Below are 14,369 nucleotides of genomic sequence, written 5' to 3' on the forward strand. Positions count from 1 at the left end.
CTACTTGTACAGCCCGATATAGGTGATGGCGCCCTTTTCGGGGACGTTCTTCACATAGGTGATCTTGGGCTCGATGCGGTTGCTGGCCGGATTGAGCCAGTGATATTCCACCCAGCCTTCGCCCTTGTCCCTGGCCGTCTGGATGATCTCCTGGACCAGCAGCTTGCCGTTGCTGTCTCTGGCGTTGAGGACCGATTTGCCCTCGTTCCTGGGGTTGGGGGGATAGATCAGCCAGGTGCCGTTGCCGTCGATGACGTTGACGTAAATCTCGCCGAAGCGGAACTCGCCCTGGCGATGAAAGGCTTCGCGCGCCTTTTCCATGCCCTCTGCGGCCACCAGGGCGGCAGCCTTCAGGGTCAGAGCCTGAATCTGCTCCCGGGTGGGGCGTTCGGCGGCCTGGGCGGCGGCGGCGAATCCCAGGGCGAGCGGCAGAAGAAGCAGAAAACGGCGGCGCATCAGGCAAATCCCAATTCACTCAGGGTGGCGGTCAGGCGATCGCGCGACATGGGCTTGAGCAGCACGGTGTCGAAGCCGCAGTCCAGGAACTCCTGGACTTCCTCGGGCATGGCGTGGGCGGTGTAGGCGGCGATCTTGACGCCGTCTCCCCCCAGCTTGCCGGCCCGGATGCGCTTGCAGACCTCCTGGCCGCTCATGGTCGGCATGCTGACGTCCAACAGGATCAGCGACACCGTGTTGGCGCCGAGGAAATCCAGCGCCGCCTCGCCGCAATCCACATCCGAAACGGTCCAGCCGGCCTTGCTGAGCAGGCGGGTGGCCAGGATACGGTTGACGTCGTTGTCGTCGACGACCAGGGCGTTCTTCATGACGGAGTCTCGGTCTGGTGAAGGGGAAGGGTGAAGTGGAAGGTTGTTCCCTTGCCCACCGTGGATTCGACGCCGATGACGCCGCCCATCAGTTCGACAAGATGGCGGGCCAGGGTCAGGCCCAGGCCGGTTCCACTATGGGAGCGGGTGAGGAAGGAATCAACCTGCCGGAATTTCTCGAAGATGGCGTGCAGCATCGCCTCGGGGATGCCGGCCCCGGTATCGGAAACCTTGAAGACCAGATGGTCGGGCTGCAGGTCGACGCTGAGGGCCACTTCGCCTGTTTCCGTGAACTTGACGGCGTTGGACAGCAGGTTGTGGAGGATCTGGCGCAGCCGCAGGGGATCGGCCTGGATGGTGGCGGGACAGTCCCCGGCCACCCGGCTCGACAGGGTGATTCCCTTGCCCTGGGCCGCCGATTGGTGGACGGCGGCCGCCTCGGCCACCAGGGGGGCCAGTTTAACCTCCTGGATGGACAGGGTCATGGCGCCGGCCTCGATCTTGGCGATGTCGAGGATGGAATTGACCAGTTCCAGCAGGTGGCGGCTGCTCTTTTCGATGATGTCGGCGTTTTCGCGGGTTTCATCGTCGGCGGCCTCGTCGCGGATCAGCTCGGAGAAGCCGATGATGCCGTTCAGCGGCGTGCGCAGCTCGTGGCTCATATTGGCCAGGAACTCGCTCTTCATGCGGCTGGCTTCCTCGGCCCTCTTGCGGGCCTCGTCCAGGCGGACGAAGGACTCGGCGACGCGGTCGGCCATCTGGTTGAAGGAGATGGCCAAGCTGGCCATCTCGTCATTGCCCTGGACCGGCAGGCGATATTCGGTCTCCTGCTCGCTGAAGCGGTGGATGCCGCCCACCACGGCGGTGATGCGCCGGGTCAGGAACGAGGCCATCCACACGGCGATACCGACCACCAGGGCGATCATGATCAGGGTCGAGATGGACAATTCCCGCGCCAGGCTTTCCACCTGGGCGGCGATCAGGGCCATGACCGTGTCGTACTTGGCCTGCAGGTCGCGGTCGCGCAGCGCCAGGATCTGGTCGGTGTGCTCCTTCTCCTTGGCGGCGGCGGCGTGGAAGTCGTCGACGTTGGCGCCGATGGTGACGAAGCCGAAGCCGCGCGGCGACCGGCCGTAGGGGCCGGTGTAATAGGGGATGGTGGCCGCCGTGGTCAGCTTCCACAGGCCGCTCCACAAGATCTCGAACGAGCCCGAGCCGCCCTGGCTGGTGAGATCCATCCAGCCGGTGCATTGCGGCGCGTGGTTGAGATAGCGGCAGTCCAGGCCCAGCAGGCCTTGGCGGACCAGTTCCGGCGCGCCCTTCTTCTTCAGGGATTGTTCCAGGAAGGTGGGAGCGGTCCTGAGGAATTCGGCGATGGGCTTGCCGCTGTCCTTCCACTGGGCGTAAAGGCCGGTATCCAGCCAGGGCACGGCCGGATCGCCGGTTTCGGGATCGTAGCCGGTGATGAAATAGTGGCGGGGATGGACCACCGAGCGGCCCTTGTAGTCCCAGATGAAGGCGTAATTGCCCGATGCCGCGTCGGCGATGGGCGAATAGCGGTCTCCGGTGGGCAGGATGTGGTCGGTGAACTCCATCAGGTGGTCATGGTCAAGCGCCAGGGTCACCCAGCCCATGGTCTTGCCGCCGCGCACCACCGGCATGGCCCAGCGCACCAATCCGCGAAAGCGGGTGCCCACCGGGTTTTCGGTTCCGGCGAAGGCGGCCTTTTCCGGGGCGAACTCGATGCCCTTGGCGGCGGCGGCCTTGGGCGTGAACGGCCCGATGACCGGCGAGCGCACATAGGCGCCGATCACGTCGGACACATGGATTCTGTCGGGTCCCAGGGCCTTGAGATCGTTGAAATAGGTCTCGGCCTTGACGAAGGTGTTTTCGCGCCGCGACACGTCCTTGAGATCTCGGCTGACCAGATCGGAGGTGGTGACCTTGACCTTCTCCCGGCCGTCGAGGCCGATGAACGTCATCTCCAGAAACAGCGGACGCTCGACCTTGAGGCCGCCCTCGGTGACAGGGCGATAGTTGAAATTGCGGCGGTTTTCCTCGATGGAGGATTGGACCGGCGGCGCATCGTAATGGGGAACGGCTTCCGGGCCGGGGACCCATTTGCTGCCGTCGGGGGTCAGGACCCAGGGGTAATGGCGCTCGATGGGGCGGGTGCGGCCCTGCAGGAAGCGGCGATAGACCTCCTCGCCCGGCTCGATCAGTGCCGCCGAACGGATGTCCCCGTCCCGGTCGTAAAGAAAGGCGGCAACGTCGCGGGCGGTGTCGGTGGTCAGCCGCTCCAGGCTTTCCCTGGCGGCGTCGTCCAATGCCTTGATGGCCGAATTGGTGGTGCTGGTCACCACCTGCTCGGTGGTCTCGCGCATGGCCCGGGTCATGCCGGTGACGTTCTCGGAGACCCGCTCGGCCAGCCAGGCCTGACCGCGCCAGGCGAAGGCGGCCAGGACCAGCAGCGGGATCACCTTGATCAGGACGAAGATGAGGATGAGCTTGGCGCGGATGCCGAATTGGGTGAGACGGGGCATGTTGATCCGGTGATTGCTGCGATTATGCCGGTTAGGCCCCAATCCCTCTTCCGAACGGGAGGGACTGTACAACTTAGGTATGTGATTTTCCAGTGTGTTAATTGTATGAGGCTGATGGTGAATTTCGTGGTTGCCCGAAAACGCCGCTTCATTAGGATGTGCCGCGTGGAAGGGCGGTCTTATTCATTCTCAAAGCGGGCGGCATGAACCGACGGGTCGGTGAAATCGTAGGGCAGGTTCTGGCGCGTCTTCGTCCCAAGGCGAAGTCGCTGATCATTACCGTCTATGGCGACGCCATCTCCCATCACGGCGGCAGCGCCTGGCTGGGCAGCGTCATCAATCTGGTCGAGCCTTTGGGCCTGAACGAGCGCATCGTGCGCACCTCGGTGTTCCGCCTGTCCAAGGAAGCCTGGCTGTCCTCCATGCAGATCGGCCGGCGCAGCTATTACCGCCTGACCGAAATGGGGCGTCGCCGCTTCGAGGCCGCCCATAACCGCATCTACCACTTCAACGGCAAGCCGTGGGACGGGCGCTGGACCCTGGCGGTGACCAATATCGAGGGCATGGATGCCGAGCGCCGCGATTCCCTGCGCCGTGATCTGGGCTGGCTGGGGTTCGGCCAGCTGGCCAGCGGCGTCCTGGTCCACCCCGACCGCAGCGCGGTGCGTCAGGCCCTGGCCGAGGCCGGAGTCCAGGACCGCGCCGTGATGATGGTCGCCAGTGCCGAGGATTGGGTGACCCCCGAAGCCCTGCGCGACCTGATTCACACCTGCTGGGATCTGGACCGGCTGGCCGGTGATTACAACGAGTTCCTCGACACCTTCCGGCCCCTGTGGCAGGCCCTGTCGGGGGCGGGCGAGCTGGACCCCCAGATGTGCTTCGTGGTCCGCACCCTCTTGATGCACGGCTATCGCCGGGCCTTGCTGCGCGACCCCATGCTGCCCGATGAGTTGCTGCCCGCCCACTGGCCGGGGACCTCAGCCCGGGTGCTGTGCCGCAACCTCTACCGTCTGGTCCAGACGGCGGCCGAGACCCATGTCATGGGCATGCTGGAAACCGCCGAAGGCCCGGTGCCGGAGGCCCATCCCGCCTATTACACCCGCTTCGGCGGGCTGCAATCGGCCGACTGACCTCTTTTCCATTCCGATCGATGTCGTACGGGCCGGCCTGAGTGCCGGTCCGTATCGCTTTGGCGCGCCCGATCCTTGATCCGGACGGCATAGGCCACCTATGCCATGATGCGAAAGTTACGCAAAAAATTTGACTCTACTGTAAAAAATGCACTACGACGTTAAAAAATGCAGTTCGCCGGCCGGGAGGGCCGAGGGGGCGCAACCGGGGAGCAACGCCGCCAAAGCGGCGCCGGATCAGGAGAAACGTCATGTCCGTCGAGACCAAATCCGTCCCGACCTACTGCTACAATTGCGTCGCCGGTCCCGACCTGATGTGTGTCACGGTCAAGGATGGCGTGGCGGTGGCGGTAACGCCCAACCATGCCGGCATGGGCATTCACCCCGCCGATGGGCGTCCCTGCGTCAAGGCGTATGGTCTGGTGCAGAAGACCTACAATCCTCACCGGGTGCTCACCCCCATGAAGCGCACCAACCCCAGGAAGGGGCGTGACGAGGACCCGGGCTTCGTGCCCATCTCCTGGGACGAGGCGCTGGATCTGGTCGCCGGCAAGCTGCGATCGGTGCGCGAGATGGGGCTGCTCAACGAGCAGGGCATGCCGCGTCTGGCCGCCACCTTCGGTCATGGCGGCACGCCGGCCAATTACATGGGAACCTTTCCCGCCTTCCTGGCCGCCTGGGGACCCATCGATTTCAGCTTCGGTTCGGGCCAGGGCGTCAAATGCGTCCACTCCGAGCATCTGTACGGCGAATACTGGCACCGCGCCTTCACGGTGGCGGCCGATACGCCCAATGCCAATTTCATCGTGTCGTTCGGCACCAATGTGGAAGTCTCGGGCGGCCCCTGCGGTGTGCGCCGCCATGCCGACGCCCGGATTCGCGGCATCAAGCGGGTGCAGGTGGAGCCCCATCTGTCGCCCACCGGCGCCTGCTCGGCACAATGGGTGCCCATCCGCCCCAAGACCGACCCGGCCTTCATGTTCGCCATGCTGCACGTCATGCTGCACGAAGCGCCGAGGAGTGCGCTGGATCTTGACTTCCTGCGCGATCGCACCGCGTCGCCCTATCTGGTGGACGACGAGGGCTGGTATCTGCGCGACGAGGCGACGGGCAAGCCGCTGATGTGGGACGGCATCACCGGCCAGCCGGTCCCCCACGACCATCCGGGCGCGGTTCCCGCCCTGGAGGGGAGCTTCACCGTTCCCGCCGCCGTGGCCAAGCTGCCCGACGGCGAGATGGTCCGGCGCGAGAACGCAACCGCCCGGACGGCCTTCACGCTGCTGGTGGACGGCATGCGCGGCTATACCCCTGACTGGGCCGAGACCATCTGCGACGTGCCGGCCAAGGTGGTGCGGCAGGTGGCTCTGGAATATCTCGACAATGCCTGTGTCGGCCAGACCACCGAGGTGGACGGCAAGGTGCTGCCCCATCGTCCGGTGGCGGTGACCCTGGGCAAGACGGTCAACAACGGCTGGGGCGCCTATGAGTGCTGCTGGGCGCGCACCGTGCTGGCCACCCTGGTGGGGGCTCTCGAGGTGCCGGGCGGCACGCTGGGCACCACGGTGCGCCTCAACCGGCCCTACGAGAACCGGCTGAAGAGCGTGAAGCCCGGCGAGGACGGCTTCATGAACGCCCAGATGAACTCGACGAAGAAAGGCGGCTGGGCGGAAAAGCCCAAGGGCCGCAACGCCCACACCACGCTGATCCCCATCGTCGGCGATTCCAGTTGGGCCCAGGCCCTGGGGCCGACCCACCTGGCCTGGATGTTCCTGAAGGACTCGCCCGCTGAATGGGCGCCGCCCGAACCGCCCGACGTGTGGATCGCCTATCGCACCAATCCGGCCATCTCGTTCTGGGACACCGCCCAGCTTTCCGGGAACATGGCCAAGATGCCCTTCGTGGTGTGCTTCGCCTACACCATGGACGAAACCAACCATATGGCCGACATCCTGCTGCCCGAGGCCACCGACCTGGAGAGCACCCAACTGATCCGGGCGGGCGGCTCGAAATTCGTGGAGCAGCACTGGCAGCACCAGGGCTTCGTGCTGCGCCAGCCGGCGGTGGCGCCCCAGGGCGAGTCCCGCGACTTCACCTGGATCACCACCGAACTGTCGCGCCGGGTCGGCCTGCTGGAAAGCTACAACCGGGGGCTTAACAAGGGCTTCGCCCTGGTGCCCCTGAAGGGCGAGGGCTTCGACTTCACCTTGCCCGAGGATCAGGTCCACGACGTGGACACCATCTGGGACGCGGTATGCAAGGCGGCCACCGCCGGGGCCACCAAAGGCCAGGAGGTGCGCGGCCTGGACTGGATGAAGGAGAACGGCTTCTTCATGCAGCCCTTCGCCCGCGAGGACTGGTACCTGCACGCCACCATGGTCGAGCAGGGGCTGCGCTACGAACTGCCCTATCAGGAGCGCCTGATGCGGGTCGGCGAGGAACTGCGCCGCCGCCTGCACGAGGCCGGAATCCAATGGTGGGACGAGCAGTTGGAGGAATACCAGGGAATCCCCCACTGGCACGACGTCCCCGGCCGCTGGGTCAAGGCGGTGGAGCGGGCAGGGGCCAAGGCGGAGGATTTCCCCTTCTGGGGCATCACCACCAAGACCATGCCCTACACCACCGGCAACAATGCCGGCATCCCGCTGATGAACGAAGTGGCGGGCAACCTGCGCGGCCACGGTTCGGTGATCATCAACGCGTCGTCGGCGGCCAAACTGGATATCAAGGACGGCGACTGGGTGGAGGTCAGCTCGGTGGTGGGCCACACCCGCGGCCGGGCCGCCCTGGTCCAGGGCTGCCGTCCCGACACCGTGGTCATTCCCGGCCAGTTCCAGCATTGGAAGACGCCCTATGCCAAGGACCTCAACTTCCCGTCGTTGAACACCATCACCCAGATGTCGCTGGAACTGACCGACGCCACCGGCTCGGGCGCCGACGTGGTGCGGGTGGCGCTGCGACGGGTCGACGGGCCGGGAGAACCGGCATGACCCGCTATGTGATGGTCGCCGACCTGCGGCGCTGCGTCGGCTGCCAGACCTGCACGGCATCCTGCAAGGAAACCAACGCCACGCCGCCCGGCGTGCAGTGGCGCAAGGTCCTCGACATCGAGGCCGGGCAATACCCCGACGTGCGGCGCATCTTCCTGCCCACCGGCTGCCAGCATTGCGACCAGCCGCCCTGCATGGAGGTCTGTCCTTCGACCGCCACCCGCAAGCGCGACGACGGCATCGTCACCATCGACTACGACATCTGCATCGGCTGTTCCTACTGCGCCGTCTCGTGCCCCTACGAGGCCCGTTACAAGGTGGAGTCGGCCGAGTACGTCTACGGCGCCGGCCCCATCTCCCAGGAGAAGGCTCGCGCCGCCCAGCAGAAGATCGGCGTGGTCACCAAATGCACCTTCTGCGTCGAGCGCATCGATGCCGGCGTCAAGGCGGGCAAGGTGCCCGGAATCCACCCCGAGGCCACGCCGGCCTGCGTCAATTCCTGCCTGTCGGGCGCCCTGCGCTTCGGCGATATCGAGGACCCCGACAGCGTCGTGTCGCGGCTGGTCGGCGACAACAAATGGTTCCGCCAGCACGAGGACGAGGGCACGGGGCCGGGATTCTATTACCTGTGGGACGGAGGACGGCCATGAGGCAGGCTTCAGCGGGCAACCATTCCGGATGTCATCCCGAGCGCGAGCGAGGGATCTCAGCCTGGGATGGCGGTGCGAATTCCGAAACGTCGCGCCAGGACGAGATCCCTCCTTCCGGTGGTCGTCGGGATGACAGGAACGGAGGACGGCCATGAGGCAGATGATCACCGCCCGGCTGCAACGGAGCTGGGATTTGCGCGCCGCCGGCAATTTCATCGGTGGCGGGGCCGGAACCGGTCTGGTGCTGGCCAGCGTCCTGCTGGGCGACGGCGGGCTGTCCCTGGTGGCCGGTCTGGCGCTGGTCGGGCTGGGCCTGGCCATGGTCTGGCTGGAGATCGGCAAGCCCTGGCGGGCCCTCAACGTCTTCTTCCATCCCCAGACCTCGTGGATGACCCGCGAAGGCATCGTTGCCGGGCCGCTGATGGCGGTGGGCGGCGGGTACTGGCTGTTGGGCCATCCCGCCCTGCTGGTGCCCCTGGTGGTTTTGGCCGCCGGGTTCCTGTATTGCCAGTCGCGCATTCTGCGGGCGTCGCGCGGCATTCCCGCCTGGAAGCAGGCGGAGATCGTCCCCCTGATCATCACGTCCGGGCTGGCCGAGGGGGCGGGGCTGCTGGCCCTGTTCGCCGAGCCCGCTCCGGCGGTGCTGGCCTGGGCCCTGGCCGCCGGACTGGCGCGGGAAGGGGCCTGGATGTTGTACCGGCGCGGGCTGGTCGCCTCGGGGAATGCCTCCGGCGCGCTGGCCATCTTTGGGTCCGGCCCGGCCCAGGCGGCGCGGATGGCGCAGGGACTCGCCCTGGCGCTGTGGCTCCTGGCCCTGGCCGGATTGCCGGTGGCCCCGCTGGCCGGTCTGCTGGCGGCAGGGTCGGGTTGGGGGATCAAGGCGCTGCTGATCACCCGGGCGGCTTTCACCCGGGGGGCTTCGGTCCCCTATGCCCCGGTGCGCGGGCGCGGCCTGCCCATGGCCTTGGGAGGACGGTGATGAGCAAGCTGGTGGACGGCATCTCCCATGTGGCCGCCGTGCGTCTGGATCGCTCGGCGGTGGACGAGGAGGTGTGCTCGGTGATCGCCGAGGACACCCTGACCATCGCCGTGGAGGGAGTGGGGACCTACACCCTGATGTGGACGCCCACCGGCGGCGATCGGACGGCCATGGCCTATACTCCGGCCGACGGCATCCTGGGTGATGCCGGAGTGGCCGAGCCCCTGGCCATGGCGGTGGGCTTCCTGTTCACCGAAGGCATCATCGAGGCGGTCTCGGACCTGCGCGCCGTGGCCTTCTGTCCCGACGACGCCAAGGTGGTGACGGCCTATCTCGTCGACCCGGCCCGCCCCCAGCCGCGACGTCGCGACGTGATCATGAACAGCTCGTGCGGGGTGTGCGGCGAGGGCGGGCGGCTCGAGGAGCTGATCGCCACCCTGCCCCGGGCGGGCGAGGGTATGGTGGTGGAGATCGCCGCCCTGCACCGGCTGATGGACGAGATGGGGAGCCGACAGGCGGTATTTGCCGCCACCGGCGGCGCCCATGCGGCCGCCGTCTTCGACGCCGTCGGCCGCATCGTCGCCAGCGCCGAGGATCTGGGACGCCACAACGCGCTCGACAAGGTCATCGGCCGCTGCCTGCTGGACGGAATCGACACCTCAGCCTGCGGCGTGCTGCTGTCGTCGCGGCTCAGCCTGGAGATGGTGACCAAGGCGGCGCGGGCCCGCTTCCAACTGGTGGCGGCGGTCTCGGCCCCCACTTCCCTGGCCGTCGAGGTGGCGTCGCAGCGGGGCATCACGCTCTGCGGCTTCCTGCGCGCCGGGCGCTGCACCGTCTACAGCCACCGTCACCGCATCGGAGAGCTACGCGGCTGGGTGAACTGAGCCTCTTGCCCCGTCATATTGTTTGCTAGGTAAACAATCTTGTTGCCAAGGTCGTTGACCTAGTCAACAATGCCCGGAAATGGAATGAGGACATCGCCATGCCGGGCCGTCAGGTCAAAGCCGCCGAGCCAGATGAGAGCGCGGGAACCTCGTTCGGTCCCATGACCGACGAGCTGGGGTTCCACCTGCGCCGCGCCCAGGTGGCGGCCTTCAAGCACTTCGCCCAGACCGTGACGGCGTCCGAGGGCATCACCCCCGGCCTCTACGGCATGCTGCAGGTGATCGCCAACAATTCCGGCCTGACCCAAAGCGCGCTGGCCGAGGTGATGGAGGTCGACCGCTCCTCCATCGTCAAGGTGGTCAACGCCCTGGAGGACAAGGGGCTGATCCGCCGCGACGCCGCCCCCAACGACCGCCGTTCCTACCATCTGCGCATGACCGCCGAGGGGACGCTGGCGATGGCCCGCATCGAGGCGGCGGTGGCCCGCCAGGACCGTGAATTCTCCGCCGGTCTGTCCGACGACGCCCGGCGCCTGCTGATCAGCCTGCTGAAACGTCTCTATTAAAACCAAAAGACCAAAAGCTTCCGAGGGAGGAAGACCGTGAAAAGCATCCTGCGATTGACCCTCAACGGCCGTGCCCGCGAGGATCTGGTGCCCGACAATATGCTGCTGCTGGATTATCTGCGCGAGGTGAGCAATCTCACCGGCACCAAGCAGGGCTGTGACGGCGGCGAGTGCGGCGCCTGTACCGTGCTGGTGGACGACCGTCCGCGTCTGGCCTGCTCGACCCTCGCCCATCAGGTGGCGGGCAAGCGGGTGGAGACGGTGGAAGGCCTGGCGACCCAGGGCACCATCTCCAAGCTGCAGGCCGCCTTCCACGAGAAGCTGGGCACCCAGTGCGGCTTCTGTACCCCCGGCATGCTGATGGCCTCCGAGGCTTTGTTGCGCAAGAACCCCGATCCCAGCCGTGACCAGATCAAAGAGGCGCTGGCCGGCAATCTGTGCCGCTGCACCGGCTATGTGAAGATCATCGAATCGGTGGAAGTGGCGGCCAAGGCCCGCTGCGGCTGCCAGGAGGCGGCCCAATGAGCCCGAAATTCCCCAAGAACGGCACGGTCGGCGCCCGCACGCCTTTGGTCGACGGTGTCGAGAAGGTCACCGGCAAGGCCAAGTACACAGCCGACATCGCCGCCCCCGGCGCCCTGGTGGGGCGTATCCTCAGGAGTCCCGTGGCCCATGCCCGCATCATCTCCATCGACACCTCGGCGGCCGAGGCGCTGGACGGCGTCTACGCGGTCTGCACGGGCGCCGAAACGCCGGTCCCCTATGGCGTCCTGCCCATCGCCGAGAACGAATACCCGCTGGCCCGCGACAAGGTCCGCTATCGCGGCGATCCCGTGGCCGCCGTCGCGGCCGTGGATGAACTGACCGCCGAACAGGCCCTCAATCTCATCAAGGTGGAGTACGAGGTGCTGCCCGCCTACATGACGCCCAAGGCGGCCATGAAGGAGGGCGCCATTGCGCTCCATGACGACAAGCCCAACAACGTGCTGCGCGAGGTCCATGCCGAGTTCGGCGACGTGGAGGCGGCCTTTGGCGAGGCCGAGCTGATCCGCGAGAAGGTCTACACCTTCGCCGAGGTCAACCATGTCCACATGGAGCTGAACGCCACCCTGGCCGAGTATGACCCGGTCCGCGACATGCTGACGCTCAACACCACCACCCAGGTGCCGTACTACGTCCACCTCAAGGTGGCGGCCTGCCTGCAGATGGATTCGGCCCGCATCCGGGTGATCAAGCCCTTCCTGGGCGGCGGCTTCGGGGCGCGCACCGAGTGCCTGCATTTCGAGATCATCGCCGGCCTGCTGGCCCGCAAGGCCAAGGGAACGGTGAAGCTGGTCCAGACCCGCGAGGAGACCTTCATCGCCCATCGCGGCCGTCCGTGGACGGAAGTGAAGATGAAGATCGGCCTGATGCGCGACGGCAAGATCGCCGCCCTGGCCCTGGAGGCCACCCAGGCCGGCGGCGCCTATGCCGGCTATGGCATCATCACCATCCTTTACACCGGCGCCCTGATGCACGGGCTGTATCACATCCCGGCCATCAAGCACGACGCCTGGCGCGTCTACACCAACACGCCCCCCTGCGGCGCCATGCGCGGCCACGGGACTGTGGACACGCGGGCCGCCTTCGAGGCCCTGCTGACCGAGATGGGTGAGGAACTGGGCATCGATTCCCTGGACATCCGCCAGCGCAACATGCTGCCGCAGATTCCCTACACCACCATGTATGCCCAGAAGGTGATGAGCTACGGCGTGCCGGAATGCCTGGAGAAGGTCAAGGCCGCTTCGGGCTGGGCCGAGCGCAAGGGCAAGATGCCCAAGGGCAGGGGGCTGGGCATCGCGCTGTCCCACTTCGTCTCGGGCACCTCGACCCCTAAGCACTGGACCGGCGAGCCCCATGCCACCGTCAATCTCAAGCTGGATTTCGACGGCGGCATCACCCTGCTGACCGGCGCCGCCGATATCGGCCAGGGCTCCAACACCATGGCCACCCAAGTGGCGGCCGAGGTGCTGGGGGTGCGCATGAGCCGCATCCGGGTGATCTCGGCCGACTCTGCCCTGACGCCCAAGGACAACGGGTCTTATTCGTCGCGCGTCACCTTCATGGTGGGCAACGCCTCCATCTCGGCGGCGGAGGAACTGAAGGCCATCCTGGTCAAGGCGGCGGCCAAGAAGCTGGACGCCCGCGAGGAGGACATCGAGGTCATCGATGAAGTCTTCATGGTGGCCGGCAGCCAGGACCCCGGCCTGACCTTCCAGGAGGTGGTGAAGGCGGCGCTGATCGATACCGGCACCATCACGGTGAAGGGAACCTTCACCTGCCCGACCGAGTTCCAGGGCGACAAGAAGATCCGGGGCAGCGCCATCGGCGCCACCATGGGCTTCTGCTACGCGGCCCAGGTGGTCGAGGCCAGCGTCGACGAGATCACCGGCCGGGTCACCGCCCACAAGGTGTGGGTGGCGGTGGACGTGGGCAAGGCGCTCAATCCGCTTGCCGTGGAGGGCCAGACTCAGGGCGGCGTGTGGATGGGCATGGGTCAGGCCCTGTCCGAGGAGACCCGCTGGGACGATGGCAAGATGATGCACGGCAACATCCTCGACTACCGGGTGCCGACCATGGCGGAAAGCCCGGATATCGAGGTGATGATCGTCGAAAGCCTGGACCCCAATGGCCCGTTCGGCGCTAAGGAGGCGTCCGAGGGCATGCTGGCCGGCTTCCTGCCCGCCGTCCATGAAGCGGTCTACGAGGCGGTGGGGGTGCGTTCCACCAAATTCCCGCTATCGCCCGAGACCATCACCGAGCTTCTCGACGCCAAGGAGGCCGCAGAATGAACATCCTCCCCGATTTCCGCACCCTGCGGCCCGCCTCGCTGTCCGACGCCGTCGCCGCCCTGGCCGTTCCCGGGGCCGAGCCCCTGGCCGGCGGTACCGACCTGCTGCCCAACCTGCGCCGGGGCTTAGGCAAGCCCGAGACCCTGGTGGACCTCACCGGCATCACCGGCTTTGCCGCCATCTCGGTGGGGGCCGACGGCACGCTGCGCATCGGTGCCGGCGCCACGCTGGAAGCCGTCGCCGAGGATGCCCGCGTCCTCGCCTCCTGGCCGGTTCTGGCCCAGGCCGCGTCCCTGGTGGCGGGACCCAGCCACCGCGCCGCCGCCACGCTGGGGGGCAATCTGTGCCAGGACACCCGCTGTGTGTTCTATAACCAGTCCGAGTGGTGGCGGTCCGGCAACGGCTTCTGCCTCAAATACGAGGGCGACAAGTGCCATGTGGTGGTCAAGTCCGACCGCTGCTACGCCACCTATCACGGCGACGTGGCCCCGGCCCTGATGGTGCTGAACGCCTCGGCCGAGGTCGTCGGGCCCAAGGGCGTGCGTCTGGTCCCGGTGGCCGATCTGTTCGTCGAAAGCGGCGCCGCCCATCTGAGTCTGGACCATGGCGAAGTGCTGGCCGCATTGCTGGTCCCCCCCGCCACCGGCTGGACCGCCGCCTATTCCAAGGTGCGGGTCAGGGACGCCATCGACTTTCCCCTGGCCGGGGTAGCGGTGGCCTTGAAGCGTGATGGCAATGCCATCGCCGGCTTGCGCGTCGCCATGACCGGCACCAATTCGGCGCCGCTGATGGTTCCCACCGACGCCCTGTGGGGGCGTCCGTGGAACGACGAGACCGCCGAGGCCCTGGTCCAGGCGGTGCGCAAGGTCTCCAACGTCTTGAAGACCACGGTGGCCGGGGTCAAATATCGTCGCAGGGTACTGCTGGCGGTGGCCCGCCGGCAGATGGACTATCTTTGGAACGGGAAGTAGCCGC

The 14,369-nt window shown here is 66.6% G+C and carries 12 protein-coding genes; 9 read left to right on the plus strand and 3 right to left on the minus strand.

From position 1 onward, the window contains the following. The 3 genes from AMB_RS10150 to AMB_RS10160 are packed head-to-tail and all read right to left on the minus strand — an operon-like array spanning window position 1 to window position 3,367. Entirely contained in the window at window positions 1–456 is a 456-nt protein-coding gene (locus AMB_RS10150) for a cache domain-containing protein (RefSeq protein WP_043744121.1), read from the minus strand. Beyond that, window positions 456–824: a response regulator gene (locus AMB_RS10155; protein WP_043744124.1), complete on the minus strand. Its 369-nt coding sequence runs from the start codon at window positions 822–824 to the stop codon at window positions 456–458. The genes AMB_RS10150 and AMB_RS10155 overlap by 1 nt, the downstream gene beginning before the upstream one ends. Beyond that, a complete protein-coding gene (locus AMB_RS10160) occupies window positions 821–3,367 on the minus strand; it encodes a sensor histidine kinase (RefSeq protein WP_011384416.1) in 2,547 nt (848 codons plus the stop codon). The genes AMB_RS10155 and AMB_RS10160 overlap by 4 nt, the downstream gene beginning before the upstream one ends. A gap of 203 nt (window positions 3,368–3,570) precedes the next feature. Between AMB_RS10160 and paaX the strand changes: the two genes are divergently transcribed. The 9 genes from paaX to hcrB all read left to right on the plus strand — a co-directional run bounded on the left by paaX (window position 3,571) and on the right by hcrB (window position 14,365). Continuing rightward, a complete protein-coding gene (gene paaX, locus AMB_RS10165; protein WP_011384417.1) occupies window positions 3,571–4,497 on the plus strand; it encodes a phenylacetic acid degradation operon negative regulatory protein PaaX in 927 nt (308 codons plus the stop codon). Window positions 4,498–4,748: 251 nt separating this feature from the next. Further along, window positions 4,749–7,484 (plus strand): molybdopterin-dependent oxidoreductase, encoded by a 2,736-nt coding sequence (locus AMB_RS10170; protein WP_011384418.1) that lies wholly within the window; start codon window positions 4,749–4,751, stop codon window positions 7,482–7,484. Further along, a complete protein-coding gene (locus AMB_RS10175) occupies window positions 7,481–8,134 on the plus strand; it encodes a 4Fe-4S dicluster domain-containing protein (protein WP_043744126.1) in 654 nt (217 codons plus the stop codon). Before AMB_RS10170 ends, AMB_RS10175 begins: the two co-directional genes overlap by 4 nt. 151 nt (window positions 8,135–8,285) lie before the next feature. Next, window positions 8,286–9,113 (plus strand): dimethyl sulfoxide reductase anchor subunit, encoded by an 828-nt coding sequence (locus AMB_RS10180; protein ID WP_043744129.1) that lies wholly within the window; start codon window positions 8,286–8,288, stop codon window positions 9,111–9,113. Further along, the gene (fdhD, locus tag AMB_RS10185; protein WP_050750690.1) at window positions 9,113–9,997 is read left to right on the plus strand and encodes a formate dehydrogenase accessory sulfurtransferase FdhD; all 885 of its coding nucleotides are present in this window, start codon (window positions 9,113–9,115) and stop codon (window positions 9,995–9,997) included. The genes AMB_RS10180 and fdhD overlap by 1 nt, the downstream gene beginning before the upstream one ends. A gap of 98 nt (window positions 9,998–10,095) precedes the next feature. Further along, window positions 10,096–10,563 carry a MarR family winged helix-turn-helix transcriptional regulator gene (locus AMB_RS10190; RefSeq protein WP_011384421.1) on the plus strand — a complete coding sequence of 156 codons (468 nt, stop codon included), beginning with the start codon at window positions 10,096–10,098 and terminating at the stop codon, window positions 10,561–10,563. Window positions 10,564–10,599: 36 nt separating this feature from the next. Further along, window positions 10,600–11,088 (plus strand): 4-hydroxybenzoyl-CoA reductase subunit gamma, encoded by a 489-nt coding sequence (gene hcrC / locus AMB_RS10195; protein ID WP_011384422.1) that lies wholly within the window; start codon window positions 10,600–10,602, stop codon window positions 11,086–11,088. Continuing rightward, complete coding sequence (gene hcrA / locus AMB_RS10200; protein WP_011384423.1) at window positions 11,085–13,394, plus strand: 4-hydroxybenzoyl-CoA reductase subunit alpha; 2,310 nt, start codon at window positions 11,085–11,087, stop codon at window positions 13,392–13,394. The genes hcrC and hcrA overlap by 4 nt, the downstream gene beginning before the upstream one ends. After that, window positions 13,391–14,365: a 4-hydroxybenzoyl-CoA reductase subunit beta gene (gene hcrB / locus AMB_RS10205; RefSeq protein ID WP_011384424.1), complete on the plus strand. Its 975-nt coding sequence runs from the start codon at window positions 13,391–13,393 to the stop codon at window positions 14,363–14,365. Before hcrA ends, hcrB begins: the two co-directional genes overlap by 4 nt. Window positions 14,366–14,369: the final 4 nt, after the last annotated feature.

This window comes from Paramagnetospirillum magneticum AMB-1 (assembly GCF_000009985.1).
GTDB lineage: Bacteria > Pseudomonadota > Alphaproteobacteria > Rhodospirillales > Magnetospirillaceae > Phaeospirillum > Phaeospirillum magneticum.

Bases quoted from the DNA above. Each gene is read 5' to 3' on its own strand.
- AMB_RS10150 (WP_043744121.1), bottom strand. From the start codon at position 456: ATGCGCCGCCGTTTTCTGCTTCTTCTGCCGCTCGCCCTGGGATTCGCC.
- AMB_RS10155 (WP_043744124.1), bottom strand. From the start codon at position 824: ATGAAGAACGCCCTGGTCGTCGACGACAACGACGTCAACCGTATCCTG.
- AMB_RS10160 (WP_011384416.1), bottom strand. From the start codon at position 3,367: ATGCCCCGTCTCACCCAATTCGGCATCCGCGCCAAGCTCATCCTCATC.
- paaX (WP_011384417.1), top strand. From the start codon at position 3,571: ATGAACCGACGGGTCGGTGAAATCGTAGGGCAGGTTCTGGCGCGTCTT.
- AMB_RS10170 (WP_011384418.1), top strand. From the start codon at position 4,749: ATGTCCGTCGAGACCAAATCCGTCCCGACCTACTGCTACAATTGCGTC.
- AMB_RS10175 (WP_043744126.1), top strand. From the start codon at position 7,481: ATGACCCGCTATGTGATGGTCGCCGACCTGCGGCGCTGCGTCGGCTGC.
- AMB_RS10180 (WP_043744129.1), top strand. From the start codon at position 8,286: ATGAGGCAGATGATCACCGCCCGGCTGCAACGGAGCTGGGATTTGCGC.
- fdhD (WP_050750690.1), top strand. From the start codon at position 9,113: ATGAGCAAGCTGGTGGACGGCATCTCCCATGTGGCCGCCGTGCGTCTG.
- AMB_RS10190 (WP_011384421.1), top strand. From the start codon at position 10,096: ATGCCGGGCCGTCAGGTCAAAGCCGCCGAGCCAGATGAGAGCGCGGGA.
- hcrA (WP_011384423.1), top strand. From the start codon at position 11,085: ATGAGCCCGAAATTCCCCAAGAACGGCACGGTCGGCGCCCGCACGCCT.
- hcrB (WP_011384424.1), top strand. From the start codon at position 13,391: ATGAACATCCTCCCCGATTTCCGCACCCTGCGGCCCGCCTCGCTGTCC.